Origin of the sequence: Nocardia sp. NPDC060259, assembly GCF_042728775.1 — a bacterium.
GTDB lineage: Bacteria > Actinomycetota > Actinomycetes > Mycobacteriales > Mycobacteriaceae > Nocardia.
Genome location: NZ_JBHXAY010000114.1, coordinates 1 through 20,677, shown reverse-complemented (window position 1 = coordinate 20,677; position 20,677 = coordinate 1). Strand labels below are relative to the sequence as shown.

16 protein-coding genes are annotated in these 20,677 nt (G+C 68.3%); 12 read left to right on the top strand and 4 right to left on the bottom strand.

Annotated features, from left to right (window positions below):
- Positions 1–51 precede the first annotated feature (51 nt).
- A complete protein-coding gene (locus tag ACFWF2_RS28760; RefSeq protein ID WP_379310589.1) occupies positions 52–462 on the bottom strand; it encodes a hypothetical protein in 411 nt (136 codons plus the stop codon).
- A 177-nt stretch (positions 463–639) separates the two neighbouring features.
- Between ACFWF2_RS28760 and ACFWF2_RS28755 the strand changes: the two genes are divergently transcribed.
- Together ACFWF2_RS28755 and ACFWF2_RS28750 are read left to right on the top strand one after the other, a co-directional pair.
- Positions 640–2,811: a molybdopterin-dependent oxidoreductase gene (locus tag ACFWF2_RS28755; protein WP_379310588.1), complete on the top strand. Its 2,172-nt coding sequence runs from the start codon at positions 640–642 to the stop codon at positions 2,809–2,811.
- Positions 2,812–2,980: 169 nt separating this feature from the next.
- Entirely contained in the window at positions 2,981–3,610 is a 630-nt protein-coding gene (locus ACFWF2_RS28750; RefSeq protein ID WP_379310591.1) for a pyridoxamine 5'-phosphate oxidase family protein, read from the top strand.
- On the opposite strand, the gene ACFWF2_RS28745 is transcribed toward ACFWF2_RS28750, so the two are convergent.
- Entirely contained in the window at positions 3,611–4,108 is a 498-nt protein-coding gene (locus ACFWF2_RS28745) for a GtrA family protein (RefSeq protein ID WP_379310587.1), read from the bottom strand.
- 15 nt (positions 4,109–4,123) lie between these two features.
- On the opposite strand from ACFWF2_RS28745, the gene ACFWF2_RS28740 reads away from it, so the two are divergent.
- The 3 genes from ACFWF2_RS28740 to ACFWF2_RS28730 all read left to right on the top strand — a co-directional run bounded on the left by ACFWF2_RS28740 (position 4,124) and on the right by ACFWF2_RS28730 (position 8,427).
- Complete coding sequence (locus tag ACFWF2_RS28740) at positions 4,124–5,551, top strand: FAD-binding protein (RefSeq protein ID WP_379310586.1); 1,428 nt, start codon at positions 4,124–4,126, stop codon at positions 5,549–5,551.
- Positions 5,548–6,327, top strand: coding sequence for a decaprenylphospho-beta-D-erythro-pentofuranosid-2-ulose 2-reductase (locus tag ACFWF2_RS28735; protein ID WP_379310585.1), 780 nt, complete (start codon positions 5,548–5,550; stop codon positions 6,325–6,327). The genes ACFWF2_RS28740 and ACFWF2_RS28735 overlap by 4 nt, the downstream gene beginning before the upstream one ends.
- 129 nt (positions 6,328–6,456) lie before the next feature.
- A complete protein-coding gene (locus ACFWF2_RS28730; protein WP_379310584.1) occupies positions 6,457–8,427 on the top strand; it encodes a galactan 5-O-arabinofuranosyltransferase in 1,971 nt (656 codons plus the stop codon).
- 7 nt (positions 8,428–8,434) lie between these two features.
- On the opposite strand, the gene ACFWF2_RS28725 is transcribed toward ACFWF2_RS28730, so the two are convergent.
- Positions 8,435–9,061, bottom strand: a complete 627-nt coding sequence (locus tag ACFWF2_RS28725; RefSeq protein ID WP_379310583.1) for a TIGR03086 family metal-binding protein — start codon at positions 9,059–9,061, stop codon at positions 8,435–8,437.
- Positions 9,062–9,154: 93 nt separating this feature from the next.
- Here ACFWF2_RS28725 and ACFWF2_RS28720 point away from each other — a divergent pair, with 93 nt between their 5' ends.
- From ACFWF2_RS28720 to ACFWF2_RS28700, 5 genes are all read left to right on the top strand, one after another.
- Positions 9,155–10,108, top strand: a complete 954-nt coding sequence (locus ACFWF2_RS28720) for a helix-turn-helix transcriptional regulator (protein ID WP_379310582.1) — start codon at positions 9,155–9,157, stop codon at positions 10,106–10,108.
- A 177-nt stretch (positions 10,109–10,285) separates the two neighbouring features.
- A complete protein-coding gene (locus tag ACFWF2_RS28715) occupies positions 10,286–10,828 on the top strand; it encodes a hypothetical protein (RefSeq protein ID WP_379310581.1) in 543 nt (180 codons plus the stop codon).
- A 215-nt stretch (positions 10,829–11,043) separates the two neighbouring features.
- Positions 11,044–11,556: a hypothetical protein gene (locus ACFWF2_RS28710; RefSeq protein ID WP_379310580.1), complete on the top strand. Its 513-nt coding sequence runs from the start codon at positions 11,044–11,046 to the stop codon at positions 11,554–11,556.
- 46 nt (positions 11,557–11,602) lie between these two features.
- Positions 11,603–14,971: an arabinosyltransferase domain-containing protein gene (locus ACFWF2_RS28705; protein WP_379310579.1), complete on the top strand. Its 3,369-nt coding sequence runs from the start codon at positions 11,603–11,605 to the stop codon at positions 14,969–14,971.
- A 151-nt stretch (positions 14,972–15,122) separates the two neighbouring features.
- Positions 15,123–15,284, top strand: coding sequence for a hypothetical protein (locus tag ACFWF2_RS28700; RefSeq protein WP_379310578.1), 162 nt, complete (start codon positions 15,123–15,125; stop codon positions 15,282–15,284).
- A 69-nt stretch (positions 15,285–15,353) separates the two neighbouring features.
- On the opposite strand, the gene ACFWF2_RS28695 is transcribed toward ACFWF2_RS28700, so the two are convergent.
- Positions 15,354–18,686, bottom strand: a complete 3,333-nt coding sequence (locus tag ACFWF2_RS28695) for an arabinosyltransferase domain-containing protein (protein ID WP_379310590.1) — start codon at positions 18,684–18,686, stop codon at positions 15,354–15,356.
- Between the two features lie 463 nt (positions 18,687–19,149).
- Between ACFWF2_RS28695 and ACFWF2_RS28690 the strand changes: the two genes are divergently transcribed.
- Entirely contained in the window at positions 19,150–19,797 is a 648-nt protein-coding gene (locus tag ACFWF2_RS28690; protein ID WP_379310577.1) for a hypothetical protein, read from the top strand.
- Positions 19,798–20,029: 232 nt separating this feature from the next.
- A complete protein-coding gene (locus ACFWF2_RS28685; RefSeq protein ID WP_379310576.1) occupies positions 20,030–20,527 on the top strand; it encodes a peptidylprolyl isomerase in 498 nt (165 codons plus the stop codon).
- Positions 20,528–20,677: the final 150 nt, after the last annotated feature.

Genomic DNA, 20,677 nt, shown 5'->3' with positions numbered 1-20,677 from the left:
GTCGATCCCCGCAGGGATCCCGTCCGACCCGGCCCGAGCTTTTTTCAGCGCCTACTTCAGGCCGAGAGCCGCACTGCCCGAATCGAGCAGATCCTGGATCGGGTTGCCCGCAGCGTCGCCCACGGCGACGGTCTTGTCCAGCAACTCGACGGCCGGGCTGTTGACGCTGCAGGACTCGCCCTCACCGACGTAGAGGTGGACCCGCACCCGGTGGTTGCCCGCGGCGATGTTCGCGAGCACCGCGGACGGCTTCTCCTTCGAGAGGATGGCGCTCTGCAACATCTCGTCCACCATCACCGTGCCGGACCAGCAGGCGTCGTCGGTGTTGTTGATGGAGACGGTGATGGTGTCGGCACCACCCACCGCGTCGGCGGTCCGCGCGGCGGACGCGGTGCCCGCGAACAGGGTAATCGCGACGGCGGCGAGGGCGGTGGCCCCGCTGGCAAGCTTGAAAGTACGCATTGTTCCCTTCCCGTACCCCCCTCGGTGGTGATCATAGGACCATCCGATCATTTCGCATGCCCCCAATAGTGTTGGCGGAAAACATGTTTCGAGAAACAGGAACTTGGGCAAAACGGTCATCCGCACGGCTTTGCGCGTTTTCCAACCCGGGTGCGCCGGTCGGCGTAAGGATGGGGCATGGCTCCGCGAACGCTGCTGCGCACCTGTCCGCTGTGTGAGGCCGTCTGCGGTCTCGCGATCACGCTCGACGACGCCGACCGGGTGGTCTCGGTGCGCGGCGATCGCGACGACCCGTTCAGCAAGGGCTTCCTGTGCCCGAAGGGCGCGAGCTTCGGCAAGCTCGACGAGGACCCCGATCTGGTCACCACCCCGCTGATCCGCGAGGGCGACGTCTTCCGCGCCGCGAGCTGGGACGAGGCGTTCGACCTGATCGCGACGAGGTTCACCGAGGTCGTCACGGCGCACGGCAGTGGCTCGACCGCGGTCTACCTCGGCAATCCCAACGCCCACACCGTCGCGGGCGCGCTCTATCTGCCCGCCCTGATCCGCGCGCTGAGCACCCGGCACATCTACACCGCGAGCACCGCCGACCAGATGCCCAAACAGGTCGCGGCCGGGCTCATGTTCGGCGACCCGTTGACCGTGCCGGTCCCCGACCTCGACCGCACCGACTTCCTGCTGATGCTCGGCGCCAACCCGCTCGAATCCAACGGGTCGCTGTGTACCGCGCCGGACTTCCCCGGCAGGCTGAAGGCGCTCCGGGCCCGCGGCGGCAAGCTGGTCGTCGTCGACCCGAGGGCGACCAGGACCGCGGCGCTGGCCGACGAGCACCTGTTCATCCGGCCCGGCGCCGACGCCTACCTGCTGTTCGCCGTCGTCCACACGCTCTTCGCCGAGGAACTGACCGACGTGCGGATCGAGGCCGACGGCATCGACGACCTGCGCGCCGCCGCCGCGGAGTTCAGCCCGGAATCGGTCGTCGAGCGCACCGGCATCCCCGCCGACACCATCCGCGACCTGGCCCGCGACCTCGCGGCGGCGCCCACCGCCGCCGTCTACGCCAGGATCGGCACCTGCACCGCCGAGTTCGGCACGCTCACCCAGTGGCTTGTCGACGCGATCAACGCCCTGACCGGCAATCTCGACGCCCCCGGCGGCGCCATGTTCGCCACCGCGGCGGCGGGGGGCATCCCACGCACCAGGCCGTTCCGACCGGGCCGCTGGACAAGCAGGGTGCGCGGCCTGCCGGAGGCGATGGGCGAGCTGCCCGTCGCCACCCTCGCCGACGAGATCGAAACCCCCGGTCAGGGACAGATCAAAGCCCTGGTCACGGTCGCGGGCAACCCGGTGCTGTCCGCGCCGAGCGGCGCGAGGCTCGACCGCGGACTGGCCGGGCTGGAGTTCATGGTCAGCGTCGACCGGTACGTCAACGAGACGACCAGGCACGCGTCGGTGATCCTGCCGCCGCCGCGCTCGGTGCAGTCGCCGCATTACGACTTCGCGCTGCTTCAGTTCGCGGTGCGCAATTACACGCGGTACTCGCCGCCGCTGGTTCCGCTCGACGGCCGCCCGTCCGAATCGGCGGTGATCGCGCGGCTCGCCGCCGCCGTCAGCGGGCAACCACACGCGGGCACCGGCACCGAGAGCCCGATCGCGATGATCGACGAGCTGGTCATCTCCGGCATGTTGCACAAGGCGGGGATGAGCGATCGGCGCGACGAGCTCGACGGCGCCGACACGACAGAACAGCGCATCGACCTGATGCTCAAGCTCGGCCCGTACGGCGCGTGGAACGGCGGCGAGCTGAGCCTGCGCGCCCTGCTCGCCAACCCGCACGGCATCGACCTCGGCCCGCTGCGACCGCGCCTGCCCGGCGTGCTGCGCACCGCGTCCCGCAAGGTGGAACTCGCACCGCCGGAGCTGCTCGCCGACGTCACCAGACTGCGCGCCGGACTCGCGGCGAGCGCACCGGAGATGGTGCTGATCGGGCGCAGGCAGCTGCGCTCCAACAACAGCTGGATGCACAACATCGCCGGCCTTGTCGGCGGATCGAACCGGTGCACGCTGCAGATCCATCCCGACGACGCGAGCAGACTCGGTCTCGGCGAGCTGGCCGAGATCAGTTCGGCGGCTGGCTCATTGACGGTTCAAGTCGAGCAGACGCCGACGATCATGCCGGGCGTGGTGAGTTTGCCGCACGGCTGGGGACACGGCGCGAGCACCACCCAATCGGTCGCGCTCGCGCACGCCGGCGTGAATGCCAATGTGCTGACCGATGATTCGGTGGTCGACGCGGTGTCCGGCACCGCCGTGTTCAACGGCGTCCCTGTGACGGTAGGACCGGCCTGATCAGTCCACTCCGGAAACCGCTGCGCAAACCCGGTTTTCATATCATTCGCAACAATGGACACACCACATAACTCGTGAGGCTCCCCTAGACTGGGTGAGATTGCAGTCACAAGCGGGGGTTTCAGCGCGAAACCCGCATCACCCGGTTCGGCTAGCAGAGGGGGCCCCGATGCCCGGAAAACACGTCGGCAGCGACGGAGAGCACGAGCTTCAGGACACGTTGGGCACCGCGGACAGGGCCGAACGCTTCTACGACGACCAGGTGATCGACTACCTGAACCCGTCCATGGTCGAATTCGTGGGGCGGATGGACATGGCGTTCATCTCCACCGCCGACTCGCACGGCGAATGTGACGCCAGCTTCCGTGCGGGTACGCCGGGATTCCTGCACGTCATCGACGAACGCACGATTGCGTACCCCGAATATCGAGGTAACGGAGTAATGGCCAGCCTCGGCAACATCCTCGAGAACCCGCATGTGGGGATCTTGATGATCGACTTCGTTCGCGACCTGATCGGGCTGCACATCAACGGGAAAGCCCGCATGGTTGCCGACAGTGAGCTACGCGAGACCGTCAGCGATCTGCCAGACGCTGAACGCGGGAAGACATCGCAGGTGTGGGTCGTCGTCGACGTGGAAGAAGCCTATATCCACTGCCGCAAGCACATTCCGCAGATGGTGCCGGTCGCGCGGGATCGCCGCGAGTGGGGCACCGACAATGTCAGGGCGAAGGGCGGCGACTACTTCGGCGTCAAGGCGGGCAAGCAGCCAGCGCCGACAGCGGCGAAGGCCAGCTGACTACTCGAGCCTGAAGATCACCAGCCGCTGTACGACGAAGTTGATGACGGTGGCGGTGCCCTGCGCGACAACGAACGCCAGCGGCTGCCGCCACCACTCGTCGGGCAGCGCGAAGTACAGCACCGCGTTGATCCCGACCTGGACGGCGAAGGTCACCGCGTAGAGCGCGACGACGGCGAAGAAGCGCGCCCTGCTCGGTTCGGCCTTGAACGTCCAGCGGCGGTTGATCAGGTACGCGGTGGTCGTCCCCGCGACGAAGCTGATGGCCTTGGCCAGGCTCACCGGAAGGCCGACCAGGTTCAGCAGCAGGGAGTAGATGCCGTAGTCGACGATCGCCGAGAGGCCGCCGGTCAGCGTGAACCGCACGATCTGCGTCTTCAGGTCTACGTCGGTCCCACCGGGCTCGTCGACCAGGGGAATCTCGGCGGGAAGCGGCAGATGCGGTTGGGCTTGCACGTGAGGAAGACTACGAGACCGGTCGCGATTCCCGCCATGCATGTAGCCTCTTAGCCGATGTCCGAGAACATTCCGACCACCACCGACGGTGCGTTTGCGCTGCCTACGCGCACGCGCACGCTCACCGGATGGGGTCGCACCGCACCCACCTCCGCCGAAGTGCTCTCGACCAGCGATCCCGAGTTGATCGCCAAGGCCGTGAGCATGGTCGCCGAGGACAACGACTCCAAGCCGGCGCACTTGCGACGCGGCGTGATCGCCCGTGGCCTCGGCCGCTCCTACGGCGACCACGCGCAGAACGCGGGCGGCCTCGTCATCGACATGCCAGCGCTCAACCGCATCCACCGCATCGACCGCGATTCCCGCATGGTCGACGTGGACGGCGGCGTGAGCCTGGATCAGTTGATGAAGGCCGCGCTGCCGTTCGGCCTGTGGGTCCCCGTGCTACCCGGCACCCGCCAGGTGACCATCGGCGGCGCCATCGCCTCCGATATCCACGGCAAGAACCACCACAGCGAAGGCAGCTTCGGCAACCACGTCCGCTCGATCGACCTGCTGACCGCCGACGGTCAGGTGCGCACGATCTCGCCGACCGCCGACGCCGAGCTGTTCTGGGCCACCGTCGGCGGCAACGGACTGACCGGCATCATCCTGCGCGCCACCATCGAGATGGCGCCGACGGAGACGGCCTACTTCCTCAACGACGGCGTGAAGACCTCCACGCTGGACGAGACCATCGCGGCACACAGCGACGGCAGCGAAGAGAACTACACCTACTCGAGTGCCTGGTTCGACGTGATCAGCCCGCTGCCCAAGCTGGGCCGGGCCACCATCACCCGGGGCCGTCTCGCCAAGCTCGACGAGCTCCCCAAGCGGCTGCAGAAGAAGCCGTTGAAGTTCGACGCGCCACACCTGATGACGGTGCCGGACATCTTCCCCAACTTCACCATGAACAAGCTGACCCTGTCGGCCATCGGTGAGGCGTACTACGCCATGGGCGGGGACTACACCGGCAAGGTCCAGAACCTGACGCAGTTCTATCACCCGCTCGACATGATCTCGGAGTGGAACCGTGGCTACGGCTCCAACGGCTTCCTGCAGTACCAGTTCGTGGTGCCGACCGAGGCTGTCGAGGAGTTCAAGCGGATCATCATCGACATCCAGGCGTCCGGGCATTACTCGGCGCTGAATGTGTTCAAGCTGTTCGGTCCCGGTAACCAGGCACCGTTGAGCTTCCCGATGCCGGGCTGGAACATCTGCGTGGACTTCCCAATCAAACCGGGCCTCAATGAGCTGGTCACCGATCTGGACCGGCGCGTGATGGAGTTCGGCGGCCGCCTCTACACCGCGAAGGACTCGCGGACCAGCGCGGAAGCGTTCCACAAGATGTACCCGCGGATCGACGAGTGGATCAAGATCCGCCGCAGCGTCGACCCGACCGGCGTATTCATGTCCGATATGGCCAGGAGGCTGGAGCTCCAGTGATCAACGCAGTGGGCAACCCACAGACCATTCTGCTGTTCGGCGGTACCTCCGAGATCGGTCTCGCGATCTGCGCCGAGTACCTGCGCAAGAGCCCGGCCCGGATCGTCCTGGCCAACCTGCCCGGCGACCCGCTGCTCGAGGGCGCGGTCGCGCAGCTGAAGGCGGCCGGTGCGACCCAGGTCGACGTCATCGACTTCGACGCGCTCGACACCGAATCGCACCCGAAGGTCGTCGACTCCGCGTTCGCCGCGGGTGACGTCGACGTCGCGATCGTGGCGTTCGGTGTGCTCGGCGACGCCGAGGAGCTGTGGCAGAACCAGCGCAAGGCGGTCATGACCGTCGGCATCAACTACACCGCCGGTGTGTCGGTCGGCGTGCTGGTCGGCGAGAAGTTCAAGGCGCAGGGTCACGGCCGGATCATCGTCATGTCCTCGGTGGCCGGTGAGCGCGTTCGCCGCTCCAACTTCGTCTACGGCTCGACCAAGGCAGGCCTCGACGGCTTCTACCTCGGCCTCGGCGAGGCGCTGCGCCCGCACGGCCCGCGCGTCACCGTCGTGCGCCCGATGCAGGTGCGCACCTCGGCGACGAAGGCGCACTGGGAAGCCACCGGCTCCAAGGAAGCCCCGCTCACCGTCGATCCCGAGGACGTCGCCCGGATGGCCGTCTCCGCCTCGGAGAAGGGCACCGAGATCGTCTGGGCCCCCGGCGAGGCGCGCTACCTGATGTCGGCGCTGCGCCACGTGCCGCGCCCGATCTTCCGCAAGCTGCCGATCTGATTCACCGCTGACCCGAACTGCCGCATCGTCCCCGGACGGTGCGGCAGTTCTCGTTCACGCCCGCGGGCGAGGCCTCCACTAGGCTGGCCCGGACCGTAGAGCCGACAGGAGCTGGAGGACAGCGCGCCGATGACGACGAACGAACAGGTGCCGTCGGTGCGCAGGATCGGGGCAGGGGTCGGTGAGGGCGCGGCGGCCGCGCTGGTGGCGCTCGTCGTCGCCGCGGTCGGGCTGTTCGCGTTCTCGGCGGTGCAGTGGCCCGCGTTCAACTCCTCCAATGTGACCCGGGCGCTGACCACCGTCGGCCAGGTGGTCGCCATCGCGCTGCTGGTGGTTTCGGTGCTGCTGATCCGGCTGCGGAAGTGGCCGGTGGTGGCGAAACTGGCCTCCTGGGTGGGCATTTCGAGCTTTGTGACGGTGACGCTCGGTATGCCGCTCGCGGCGACCAAGCTGTATCTGTTCGGTGTCTCGGTGGACCAGGAGTTTCGCACCGAATATCTGACGCGGCTCACCGACAGTGCGGCGCTGCGGGATATGACCTATGTCGACCTGCCGCCGTTCTATCCGGCGGGCTGGTTCTGGATCGGCGGGCGCGTGGGCAACCTGCTCGGCATGGACGGCTGGGAAGTGTTCAAGCCGTACGCGATCGGGCTGCTCGCCGTCGCCGCGGCGGTGGCGCTGGTGCTGTGGACGCAGCTGGTGCGGGCCGACCTCGCGGTCGGCGCCGCGGCGGCGGTGACCGCCATGACGCTGGCCTACGCCTCCCCCGAGGCCTACGGCGCGGTGCTTGTCGTGTTCATTCCGCCGGTGCTCGTGCTCGCCTGGGGTGCGCTGCACCGGTCGACGGGCGGGTGGGGCGCGGTGCTCGGCACCGGGCTGTTCCTCGGCGTCGCCGCCTGCTTCTACACGCTGTACCTGGCGATCGTGGCGTTCACCGTGGTGCTCATGGCCGTGGTCGCGGCGGGTGTGGCCGTGTACACGCGCAAGGAAGACCTGCGCCCGCGGGTCGGCGGACCGCGTGCCGTCGGTGGTCCGGCGCCGTGGCGGTCGGCGATCGCGCCGCTGACCAAGCTGGTCGTCATCGGGGCCATCGCCGCCGTGCTCGCACTGGTGGTGTGGGCGCCGTATCTGCTGAAGATGCTGTCGGGGGCGACACTGCCCTCCGGCAACGCCTTCCACTATCTGCCGCAGTCGGGCGCCGAGCTGGCGTTCCCGATGCTGGAGTTCTCGCTGCGCGGTGCGCTGTGCCTGCTCGGGGTGCTGTGGCTGGTGCTGCGCGCCGGAACCTCGCGCCGGGCCCAGTCGCTGGGGCTCGGGGTGGTGGCGATCTACCTGTGGACGCTGCTGTCGATGGCCGCGACCGCCGCGGGCACCACGCTGCTGTCGTTCCGGTTGGAGCCGGTGCTGCTCGCCCTGCTCGCCGCCGCAGGCGTTTTCGGCTTCGTCGAAACCGCGGCCCTTGTGTACCGGGCGATGAACGACTCGACCCCGGTACGCACTGCCGCCGGCGTGGTGGCGGTGCTCGGCGCGCTGGCCTTCGCCCAGCACATTCCGACCGTGCTCACCCACGAGATCGATACCGCCTACACCGACACGGTGCCGACCGATGTGCCCAACGCCGAGGGCACTTTCGGCGAACGCGCCGACAAGCGCAAGCCCTCAGCGGTCGCCTACTACCACCCGATCGACGAGGCCCTGCTGGCTCAGACCGGCCGCCCCCGAGACGAAACCGTCGTCCTCACAGCCGACACCAGCTTCCTGTCCTTCTACCCCTACTTCGGCTTCCAGGCCCTCACCTCGCACTACGCGAACCCGCTGTCCGACTTCAAGGACCGCGCCGCCACCATCGCCGCCTGGAGCAAACTCGACTCCGCCCCCGCCCTCCTCGACGCCATGGCGACGGCCCCGTGGCGAGCCCCCGACGCCTTCCTCTTCCGCCGCGACGGCGACACCTACACCCTCCGCCTCGCCGAAGACGTCTACCCCAACGACCCCAACGTCAAGCGCTACACCGTCGCCTTCCCCAAAACCCTCTTCGCCGACCCCGCCTTCACCACCACCGACATCGGCCCCTTCACCCTGATCACGGTCCGCCGCTGAGGCTTCCTCAGGCGGTGCGGCCGAGGTAGTGCAGGAGGTCGTCGACCGGGCCGGTGGAGGTGGCCTCGACGACGGAAGCGTAGGCGCCCCACTGACGCAGAGGTTCGACGATCTCGGCGTCGACACCGCTGCCGGGAGCCGCGTGGACGGTGCGGGCCGCGGTCAGCAGGTGGGTCGCCAGCTCGTCGGTCAGCGGGGAGGGCTGGCCGGTGGCGACGGCGATGTCCCAGGCGTGGACGGCGGCGTCGAGGGCGGCCAGAGTAGCGGCTACCGAGGTGGGGAGGTCGCCGTGTGGGAGCGGGGTGGGGACGGTGGCGGTGGAATCGGCGACGGTGGCCCATGCGGCGGCGGTCTGGTCGACGGCCGCGCGGACCAGGTCGGCGGCGGAACCGTCGATGGTGCCGGACGGAGCGAAGGGGTTGTAGCTCGGGCCCGCGCCGATGCCGAGGGCAGCGGCGTAGGCGAGCTGGTCCCCCGCCGCGTGCTGGATCACCTGGGTGACCGTCCATTCCGAGCACGGGGTCGGCAGGTTCCACTGGTCGTCGCGGATGCCCGCGACGACCTCGGCGAGGGCGGCATAGGAGGTCGCGACGACGTCGCGCCACACGGTGTCGAGGGCTGCGGTGCTGTTCATGGTGGAGCCTTCCTTCTCGGTGATGACTCCAGCCTAGAAACCTATTAGGCTCGTTTCTTTCCTAATTTCCGCACCGATTCCGACGAGGTGACAATGGCCGCGACGACACCGCGCGTCCTGCGCCTGCTCGCGCTGCTCCAGGACCGCTCCTACACCGGCCGCGAACTCGCCGATCGCCTGGAGATCACCGAACGCACTGTCCGCAACGACATTTCGCGACTGCGTGAACTCGGCTATCCCGTGCACGCCGAACGCGGCGCCGTCGGCGGCTACCGGCTCGGGCGCGGCGCGACGATGCCGCCACTGCTACTCGACGACGACGAAGCGGTGGCCGTCGCCCTGTCCATCGCCGTGGCCGCCGACGGCTCGCTCGCCGTCTCAGATCTCGGCGACCAGCTCACCAGAGCCCTGCGCAAGATCGAGCAGATCCTGCCGAAACGCTTGCAGCGCAAGGTCTCCGCCCTCCACGATGCCACCGAGATCGGCCCGGCCACCACCGGCTCGCGCGAACCGGACGCCCCGGTCGCCACCGGCATTCTCACCACCCTGGCCGATGCCGTCCGCCGCACCACCGCGGTCACCGTCGACGACGACGTCGAACTGGAGCCCTACCGGCTGATCAACTGGCAGCGCCGCTGGTACCTCGTCGCCTACAGCATGAGAACCCATGCCTGGGAGGCGATCCCGGTCGCCCGCCTCACCAGCGCCACCGCGGGCAAGCGGGTGTTCGCGCCGCGCAGACTCCCCGACGACGATCTGGTCGCCTTCGTCATGCGCCACATCGCGACCACCGGCTGGCTGGTGCACGCCCGCGTCACCGTGCTCGCCCCTGCCGAGACCGTCATCGCCCGGATCAACCCCGCCGTCGGTGTCGTCGAACCGGTCGACGACCACAGTTGCGTCCTGCATACCGGCGCCGACGCGATGGAGACGATCGCGATCTACCTGAGCATGCTGATGATGGACTTCCGCGTCGACGGACCGCCCGAACTGGTCGCCCATCTGCGCACCCTGGCCCGCCGGTACACCGAATCCATCGCACCGTGACCGGCGCGCGGATAGTTTCCGTTCCGTGCCGGATCCCCCTGTCCCGGCCGCTCGACAGCACTACACTGACTGGTGCGGCATGGTCGCCGCCGGCGGGCGAGTACCACGGCGGATGGCGTTGGAATCATCGATCCTGCACGTCACGGGTCCCGGCGACCCGCTACCGGAGGAGGACTTATGTCCGATCCGTTGCACACGCGGGTGTGCCTCACCGGCATGCACTGCGACTGCCCGAGCATCAGCTTCTTCGTCGTACCCGAACCGCTGGTCCGCGGTGGGCAGGTGCTTCATATGCTCGAACAAGCGCCGGTCGCCGGACGAACACCGGAACCTACACCTGATGTCGACATGATCGATTTGATCGAGGCGGTCCGCACGCCGCTGAGTACCCGCGGTCTCGCCCGCGTCGAACGCGTCGCGTTCGCGGGCAGTCGCCATGATCCGCCCACCGCGCGCACCGTGCTGCACGACCATCTCATCGAGGAACCGACGCCGTGGGGGCTCGACGTCGACGACCCCGCCGAGCTGATGCGCCTGGAACTGCTGCCCGAACACCGCATCGGCCCGCGCCGCATCGATGACTTCCAGTCTCATTCGGTGCGCCAGGCGATGCTGGCTGTCTACCGGTATTTCGAGATCGACCAGCGCATTCCGTTGGTCTATCACGGTTTCGCCGACCCGATCGACGGCTGGTTCGCGCTACGCGCTTCTGCCGCCTGAATGGCCTGGTCAGGCGCCCCCCACCGAGTGTTGTGTTGATCGACACCCGGTAGCTACTGGTGTGCGGGAGCGCGATAGACCACAATATGTCCGGTCAGTGTCAACAAACCGCGCAGTTCGCGTCGCGGGGCGAGTACGCTGCGAAATGTTGACAAGTTCGGCCGACCGAAATCAGTTTTGGTAGTGCTGATCGGTACGGATGCAGAGGTATAGCTATGACGCTCAGCAGACCGGAGCGAATCGATCTCTTGCTGACTCGCCCGCACGGTCAGGACCGTGAACCCTCCCCCAGGGAAGAGCTGCACACGGTCGGCAAGATCGAGCAGACCGTCGTCGACGCCGCGATCGCCATGCTCGCCCCGGGCCAGAAGTTCGCCCTGCTGTGGTCGCTGCAGGTCGGCGAGCACACCGTGGCGGGCGTGCAGATCAAGGAGCGCGACGGCACGGTGACCAATCTGGTGCCGCCGGTCGAGGTGCTCGAGTACTTCACCGATCACAAGCGCCTGTCCTACGACCCGGGCGTCGGCGCCTGGCTCAGCGCCGAGGTCTTCATCGCGGGCCCCACCCGCTACAAGGCGACCTTCTCCACCAGTACCGTCCCGGACTGGATGCCGGAGTTCTCGGTCGAGGATCTGCGCGCCGAATTCGCCGCCTTCCCCCGCCCCGACGGCGAGATCCCCGAGTGGGCCAAAGCCCAGCTCGATTGGAGCGACCGCAAGACGGGATGACCCGGCGCCGTGTCGCGCACAGGTTCGATGGCTAGCATCAACCCCCGTGCTGCGATCTGAACGAGCGTTCACCCGATACCGCCTGATCGCCCTCGTCTGCGGGCTGCTCGGGTTCGTGCTTGCCCTGCTCACGCCGCTGTTGCCGGTGCGGCAGGACCGCGCGAGCCTGGAATGGCCGCAGGCGGGCGCGACCAGTGTGGAAGCACCGCTCGTCTCCTATGTGCCCCAGCGGCTCGACGCGCAGCTGCCGTGCACGATGCTGCGCGACCTGCCGGAGACCGGGGCGACGACCCTGGTCTCCACCATCCCGGTCGCGTCGGGCCAGACCCAGAAGGGACTGACCGTCGCCGTGCGTGACGGTGTGCTCGGGGTGCAGGCGCGCGATGTGCCGATGCTCTCGGCGCCGATCGCCGAGATCGCGAACTGCGAGCGCGTCACGATCGAATCCACCATCGCGGCGACCACCGTCGAGTTCGCGGGGGTGACGCGGGCGGACGGTAGCCCGTTCCGCAATACCGTCACCGTCGACAAGCGCCCGCAGATCGTCGGCGTCTTCACCGATCTCGACGAGGCAGCGCTCGCCGGCGCCCGCGTGCACGCCGACATCGACTCCCGGTTCACCTCGACGCCGACGACGCTGAAACTGGTGACGATGATCGCCGCCGCGATCGCCACCGCCATCGCGCTGATCGCCCTGCACCTGCTCGACACCTCCGACGGCCGTCGTGCCCGCCGTTTCCTGCCCCGGCACTGGTGGCGGATCACCCCGACCGACGTGGTCGTCGTCGTGACGCTGCTCGGCTGGCATGTCATCGGCGCCAACACCTCCGACGACGGCTACATCCTCAACATGGCCCGCGCTTCCGGCCCGTCGGGCTACATGGCCAACTACTACCGCTGGTTCGGCGTCCCCGAGGCGCCGTTCGGCTGGTCCTACGAACTGCTCGCCTGGATGACCAAGGTCTCCGACGCCAGCCCCTGGATGCGCCTGCCCGCCCTCGCCGCCGGCCTGGTGTGCTGGGCGGTGATCAGCCGGGAGGTGCTGCCCCGCTTGGGCGCTCGCGTGCGCCGCGACAAGGTGGCGCTGTGGACGGCCGGGCTGGTGTTCCTTGCGTTCTGGCTGCCCTACGACAACGGCCTGCGCCCGGAACCGCTGATCGCGGCGGGCGCGTTGCTCACCTGGTGCCTGATCGAACGCGCCATCGCCACCGCCCGGCTGCTGCCCGCGGCACTGGCGATCCTGGTCGCCGCGTTCTCCCTCGCCGCGGGCCCGACCGGGCTGATCTGCATCGCCGCGCTCATCGCGGGCACGCGGCCGGTGCTGCAGCTCATCATCAAGCGGGCCCAAGGTGTGCTGCCGCGCCGGATCGCCGCCGACGAACTCGGCGCGAATTCGACCGACAGCGACGAACGCGGGACCAACGCCGCCGGTACCGGCAGCGCGGCCGAAACGATGAGCGGCACCGAATCCGGCCATCCACTCTCACTGGGCGCCAAGAACTTCCGCTACGCCGCGCTTCTCGCCCCCGGCCTGGCCGCGGGCACGATCGTGCTGATCATCGTCTTCGCCGACCAGACCATGGCCACCGTCATGGAAGCGACCCGAGTCCGCACCCTCGTCGGCCCCAATGTCGCCTGGTTCGACGAACGCACCCGCTGGGACTCGCTGTTCATGCTCTCCCCCGACGGCTCGCTGGCCAGGCGCTTCGGCGTGCTGGTGATGCTGCTGTGCCTGCTCGTGTGCATCCTGCAGGTGCTGCGCAAGGGCCGCGTCCCCGGCACCTCGCGCGGCCCGTCGGTGCGCATCCTCGGCATCGTCTTCGGCGCACTGCTGCTGATGATGTGGACGCCGACCAAGTGGACCCACCACTTCGGCGTGTACGCCGGGCTCGCCGGTTCACTGGCGGCGCTGGCGGCCGTGGCGGTCGGCGCCAACGGCATTCGCGCCCCGCGCAATCGCGCGCTGTTCACCGCGGCGGTGCTGTTCGTGCTGGCGATCACCTTCACCGGATCCAACGGCTGGTGGTACGTGTCCAGTTTCGGCGTGCCGTTCTGGGACAAGGCGCCGCTGGTGGCAGGCAAGGGCATCTCGACCATCTTCCTCGGGCTGGCGGTGCTCGCGCTGCTGGTCGCGCTGTATTTCCATCTGCGCGACCCCTACCGCACGCCGTCCGCGCCATCGCGTTTCGACCGTTTCGCGACCATGCCGCTGACCATCGCGGCGGCGCTGCTCGTGCTGTTCGAGGTGGCGTCGATGGCCAAGGGCGCCGTCACCCAGTACCCCGCCTACTCGATCGCGAAGTCGAATATCGAGTCGCTGCGTGGCAATACGTGCGGCCTGGCCAACGACGTGCTGGTGGAGACGAATACGGCCGATTCGCTGCTCACCCCGTACACCGGCGCCCCCGCCGACGGACTGAGCGCCGAATCCACCGGCTTCACCCCGAACGGCGTCGCCGCCGACCTCACCGCCGATGCCGACGAAACCGTGGTCGGCGGCGCGAACTCGGTCGACACCGATTCGGCCAACAAGACGACCAACACCACCGGAGCGGGCACCGGCGGCGGCAGCAGTACCGAGCCCGGCCTCAACGGCAGCACCGTCGCCCTGCCCTTCGGCCTCGACCCGGCCCGCACGCCCGTCCTCGGCTCCTACCAGGACGGTGTGCAGCAACAGGCGAAGCTGACCTCGCAGTGGTACCGCTTCGACCTCACCGACAGCCTGCGCGACGACCCCGCCTACCAGGCGCTCGTCGTCACCGCCGCGGGCCGCATCCGCTACGTCGACACCGACGGCGTCGTGCACTACGGCCAGGACCTGCGTCTGGAGTACGGCACCCGCGCCGCCGACGGCGCGGTGACGGTGACCGGTTCGGTCGAACCGCTCGACATCGGCCCGGCGCCGTCCTGGCGCAACCTGCGCGTGCCGCTGGACCGGCTGCCCGACGGGGTGAACGCCGTCCGCCTGGTCGCCACCGACAACGACATCACCGGCAAGCAGTGGCTCGCGGTGACCCCGCCCAGGCTGCCGAAGCTGGCCACGCTCGACTCCGTCGTCGGGCACACCGACCCGGTGCTGCTGGACTGGCACGTCGGCCTCGCCTTCCCCTGCCAGCGCCCGTTCGACCACCACGACGGCGTCGCCGAGGCGCCGGAGTGGCGGATCCTGCCCGACCGGGTCGGCTCGGATGCCTCCAACGCCTGGCAGGACGACATCGGCGGCGGCCCGCTCGGATGGACAGGTCTGCTGCTGAAGGCCGAGACTGTCCCCACCTACCTCGATCACGATCTCGGCCGGGACTGGGGCTCGCTGGAGCGGTTCACGCCGTATCAGCCCGCGCCGCCCGCCGAGATCTCGGTGCGGGTCGTCGAGCAGCCGGGACGGGCGAAGGAGCCGGCGATCCGGGCGCAGTAGGGAGTGCGGCAGCGTAAGGGCAGCGACCGGGCAGTTGTGCATGTACGGCGCGAAAAGCCTAGCGGCCGTTAGCGTTTCGTGTACGTGAAACGGCTGTAAATGTCGGCCGAATGGCCTTCCCCTGTGCGTTTGAGCACGTACCCTCATGGGTATGACAGGAGCCTTCGATGACATGGATCTGCAAGATCTCGTCGAGCTGCTCAGCGATGACGAGAAAAAGGAACTACGACCGGCCGTGATGCGGGTACTGGATAGATTGCCTTCGCAAGAGGTGTTACGCCGCGACCTCAACCGTCGCATGCTCAACGTTTGACTCCTGCACCCCTCACGACCGAAAAGGCGCGGACCACCCAGGTGGCCCGCGCCTTCTACTTTGTTCGGGTCAGAACACCCGCAGCGGACCGGGGGTCCACAGGCCGCTGCGCGGGGCGGTGTCCGTCGCGAGCTGGGCGGGCTCGGCCTTGAGGTACTGGTTGTAGCGCTCCAGCGAACCCCAGTCGCGGGCCCAGTCGTCCTTCAGGTAGGTCGGGATGGTGACCCGGCTCGCCAGCATCTGCGAGAACCCGAGCGGGCCGCCGAACTCCTGGGCCTGCCAGGTGTCGGTGGACGAGATCGCCAGCGGACGGTCCGGCAGGATGCGGTAGTTCGGCACCTCGGCGACGCCGTTGTGGTGCGCGAACGGCCGCTGGCACGGGAACTGCAGGCCGACGGCCCAGTCCAGCAGCACCGGCTGGGTGCGGCCGATGAAGGTGTCCAGCGTCTGCAGCTTCGGGACCCGCGGCGGGGTGAACGCCAGCCACTGGTCACCGATCAGGATCGGGTCGTTGGCGACGATACGGACCGCGTTCGCCTCGGCGGGCAGGTCGGCCACCGGCACGCGCAGGTTGCGCCACGACGGGAACGGGCCGATATCGCGCGGCAGGTAGGTGCCGAGCGTGCTGACGCTGCCGTCGGGGTTGCGGGCGCCGTACTCGACGAGCAGCGACTGGCCGTACTTGTCGGCGCCGGAGTCGTCCCTGGAGGCGATGCGTCCTGCCGCCGAGATCACGACCAGCGGCGAGTTGTCCGAGCGGGCGGGCAGCCCGTACCAGGCCGACTCCAGGTGCGCGGGCTGCTGCACGCCCTCCTGGTAGGAGCCGAGGATCGGGGTCTGCGCCGGGTCGAGCCCGAACGGCAGCGCGACAGTCGACCCGTTGACGCCGAGCGCGCCCTCACCACCGCCGGTACCCGCGCTCTCACCCTCGGCGAAGGCCGCGCCGACCGACTGGTTGCTGGTGTTACCGGTACCCGGCTTCACCTCGACCGCGTCGGCCGACAGGTCGCCCGGCACGCCGTTGGACGTGAAGCCGACCGCGCCGATGCCTGCGAGCGGATCGTTCGGGTCGGTGAACGGGCGGGCCGGGTCGACGATCGGGTCGAGCCTGCCGCCGTTCGGATCGGATTCGACCAGCACGTCGTTGGCGAGACCGCAGGCATTGCCGCCGATGGCGTCGAAGTTGGAGCGGGCCAGCGAGTAGCCCGGGTACTGCTGGGTGGCGCCCTTGACCAGCGAGAGCACCTCGAACAGCACCATCAGCCCGACCACGATGGTCAGCGGGATCGCGGCGAACTTGCGGATTCGCCTGCCACGCTCGGTCTTCACCGACGGCACCGGTTTCACGTAGTCCTCGCGCAGCGCGTACCAGCCGACCAGGGCCAATGCCACGCCGAACAGGATCAGCATCACCGTGTTGGAGTGCACGCCACGCAGCGAGATGGTCTTGTCGAACCACGGCACGCCGTAGCTGGAGACGTACCAGTAACCGTTGATGCCCGAGAACGACAACGCGAGCACGAACAGCAATCCGGCCACGAAGATGGCCCGGTTCTTGCGCGAGCGCAGCGCGCTCTGCGACACGGCCACCGCCGTCACCGCGGCCAGCGAACCGGCGATGCCCGCGTACGCGCCGAAGTGGTGGGTCCACTTCGTCGGGTTGAACATCATGAAGAAGATGGTGCCGAAGACGATCCCCATCAGCCGCCAGGTCGGGCCCGACGCGATGCCGGGGACCTGACGGCGGCGCAGCAGCACCAGCAGCGTGGTGAACAGGCACAGCAGCATCACCAGGAAGGCGAAGCGCCGGGCCAGCGAGCCGTCGACGGTCTCGACGAACATGTAGTAGTAGCGCAGGTAGTCCTCGTACCAGGCCAGGTTCGGGCCGGTGGCCTGGCGCACCCGGTTGGCTTCCTGGATGCCCGCGAAGGTCTGGTCGCCGTAGACGACGACCAGCACCAGCAGACCCGCCGAGGCGATCGGGGCGAGCAGCGGCAGCGTGCCGAACTGGCGGTGCCTGCGCACGACGATCCGCACCAGCGGCCGGATACCCGCCAGCAGCGCGGCCACACACATCAGACCGGTCGGCGCGGCGGCCAGGGTGAAGGCCGCGATCAGTACCGCGATCCCGGCGGGCAGCATCCGGCCGGTGGCGATGGCACGTTCGATGGAAACCCAGGTCAGCAGCGCGCCGAGGGCGACGATCGGCTCCGAGCGCAGGCCGTTGTCGAACGGCAGCCAGAAGGCGAGGAACACCAGGCCGCCGGTCCACAGCGCCACCTGCGAGCGCTTGACCGCGTTGCCGAGGCGGGGCACCACCTCGCGGCTGATGACCATCCAGCACAGGATCGCGCAGATCAGCGCGGGCACGCGCACCCACGGGCTGGCCGTGGAGATCTCGGCGAAGACCTGGATGACGTAGTAGTACCAGCCGAACGGCGCCTCGGGCACGCCGTACCAGCGGAAGTAGTTGGCCGTGTAACCGGCGTCGGGCGCGACGCGCACCATCGACAGGATGTAGCCGTCGTCGGAGGTGTTGGCGCCGACGAAATGCCAGACCAGCAGGGTGCCGATGACCGCGCCGTCGGCCCAGGTCGGCTTCAGCCAGTTCTTCGGCAGGAACCGGCGGTGCCCGCGCCCGTCACTGCCGTCGAGCGCGCCAAGCGCGCCCAGCGCGAGCAGGGTGCACAGCACCGCCGCGATGATCGCGATCAGCTTCGCAGGCGACGGGCTGGAGGAGAACCGCGAGTCGATCGTCGAGGTCAGCGACAGGCCGTCCGGAACGGCTCCCTTGAGATCGGAGAACACGCCGACGATCTGCGGCCGCAGGTCACCGGCGAGCTGGCCCTCCACGGGCACCCGCGCGGTCTCGACCGCGCCCGGCTGACCGGCGATCGGCCGCTCGACCTCCTTGGTCATGCCCCGGAATTCCGCGGTCGTGCGGTTCTGGTCGGAGCTGATGACGATCGCGGAGCACTGGTCCATCGCCGCGCGGTCCGCCGAGGCGACCACCGCGTTGCGATCGACCACGTCCACCGAGCTGTCGGAGACGCGCACGAACAGCGCCTCCAGCGCGGCCCGGTCGCCCTGCGGCGGCGCGGTGGCCAGCAGCATGCCGCCCTGCTCCGGCAGCGTCGCGACCGCCGAACACGGGATGGTGGCGTTCAGGTCGATCGGCACCTGCGACATCAGCGGTGCCTGGATATTGCCGAGCTTGCCGTTCTGCGGCCAGTTCAGCTGCGCGGTGGTCTGGGTGACCGGCAGGAACGGCGTCGCCACCGCGAACAGGGCGCCGAGGAGCCCGGCGACCAGCGCGATCCATCGCGCGATCCGGTAGTCCTTCGCGGACGCCACCGGCGCGGCGGGCGGCTTGGTGAGAACGGCAGTTGCGGCGTCTGGCACGGTGGGCATCGTATCCGCACCCTCTTACTTGTGAGGGGTCGCACGCCATGCCTGTGGACATACGGGGCGCTATGGTGTGAAGTTCAAGCGTTTCATTAAGGGTGCGACGTGGGCCTACCCGGCCGGACAGCAGGCCGGCGCAGGGCGATCAGCCGTTTCGGCGCTATGCGAATCAGCTATCGATCCAGGTCCGAACCCTGCGCCCCACGGACGGTCGGGCGCGGCACAGGAGTTTTTCGATGTTACCAGTGTGCACGGTGCATATAGATAAAAAACGCAGTAACCGTTACGCGCGGTAACAGCCCCGCATAATAAAGGCCATCCGGGACGGCGTGGCTTGATTCGCGAAGGTTTCCACACGAAATGGTAGGCGCGAACAATGCACTACCGAAAAATGCCTTTCGTATTCTTGAACACGACAGCTTCACATCACGTGGCTGTCGATTTCAGCAAGGAGTACGCCATGTTCGACAATCAATTCTTCGCGCGGGCGACACTGGCCGCCGCGGGCTGTCTGGTCGCCGCGACGACCTTCGGCATCGGCCCGGCGACGGCCGCGGGCTCGACCACGGTCGCACCAGCGGGCGCGGCGGTCTCGGCGACCAATGTGGGCACGGTGAAGGCGGTCGCGGGCGGTGTCAGCATCACCTGCACCACCTCCGCCGCCACCGGCGCGGTGCCGGCGGCGCCGAACAACACCAACCCCAGCGGGCCGATCACCGTCCCGATCAGCGCGCCCACCTTCACCGGCTGCACGACCAGCATGTGGGGCGTGAGCGCGACCGTGACCACCAGTGGCAGCTGGTCGATCACGGGCCAGAACGGCACGCCGATCGCCGGGACCATCAACATCCCGCAGGGCGGCATGGTCATCCAGACCAGCGGCCTGGCCTCCTGCAAGATCGTCGTCGCCCCCACCGCGGCGGCGAGCCTCGCAGGCACCTGGACCAACGGCAGCCCGTCGACCGTGCAGGCGACCAATGCCCCGGCCCCGATCAAGGTGACCGGTAGCTTCGGCTGCCCGACCAGCGCGACGACCGGGCAGGTGACGGGTAAATACGCCGTGAACAACACCACGACCCCGTCGGTGCCGATTACCGTCGGCCCGTGATTCGTCGCGCCGAAATCGTCTCGAATTCGGTGCGTCGAATGGTTTCGCAGTAAAGAACCCGCGTGCGCCTCAGGCACGCGGGTTCCTTAAAAACTATATCCGATCAACCGAACACACACCGCATGCCGGTGGGTGGATTTCGCCGTGCGTTGCGCGTGGCGTCAGTTCGTTCGGCACCACCGATCCGGACCCCACTCCCTTCCGAGGCGCTCCCCTCCCTAGACTCGACTCCATGACCAAGGTGAATCTCGAAACCAACCACGGAACGATCGTGCTCGAGTTGGACGACCAGGCCGCGCCGAACACGGTCGCCAACTTCGTGAACTACGTGAACGCGGGCCATTACAACGGCACCGTGTTCCACCGCGTCATCCCCGGTTTCATGGTTCAGGGCGGCGGGTTCGAGCCCGGCCTGAAGCAGAAGCCCACTCAGGCGCCGATCGACAACGAGGCGACCAACGGCCTCAAGAACGACAAGTACACCGTCGCGATGGCCCGCACCAACGACCCGCACTCGGCCACCGCCCAGTTCTTCATCAACGTCTCCGACAACGCCTTCCTCAACCACACCGCCCCCCAGGGCCAGGGCTGGGGCTATGCCGTCTTCGGCAAGGTCGCCGACGGCACCGACGTCGTCGACAAGATCGCCGCCGTCTCCACCGGCAACGCGGGCCCCCACCAGGACGTCCCCGTCGACGACGTCATCATCGAATCCGCCACCGTCTCTTAATTATTCGACTCCGAGCCGGGGGGGGGCCCGGGGGTTCGGTGGCGGGGCCGCCCGCCCCCAAAGAAAACCGAGCCCGCCCCCCCCCCCCGCCCCAAGACGACGCCACCACCAACCGCGAAGATAGGTTTTTAAAAGACCGAGGAGAAATTA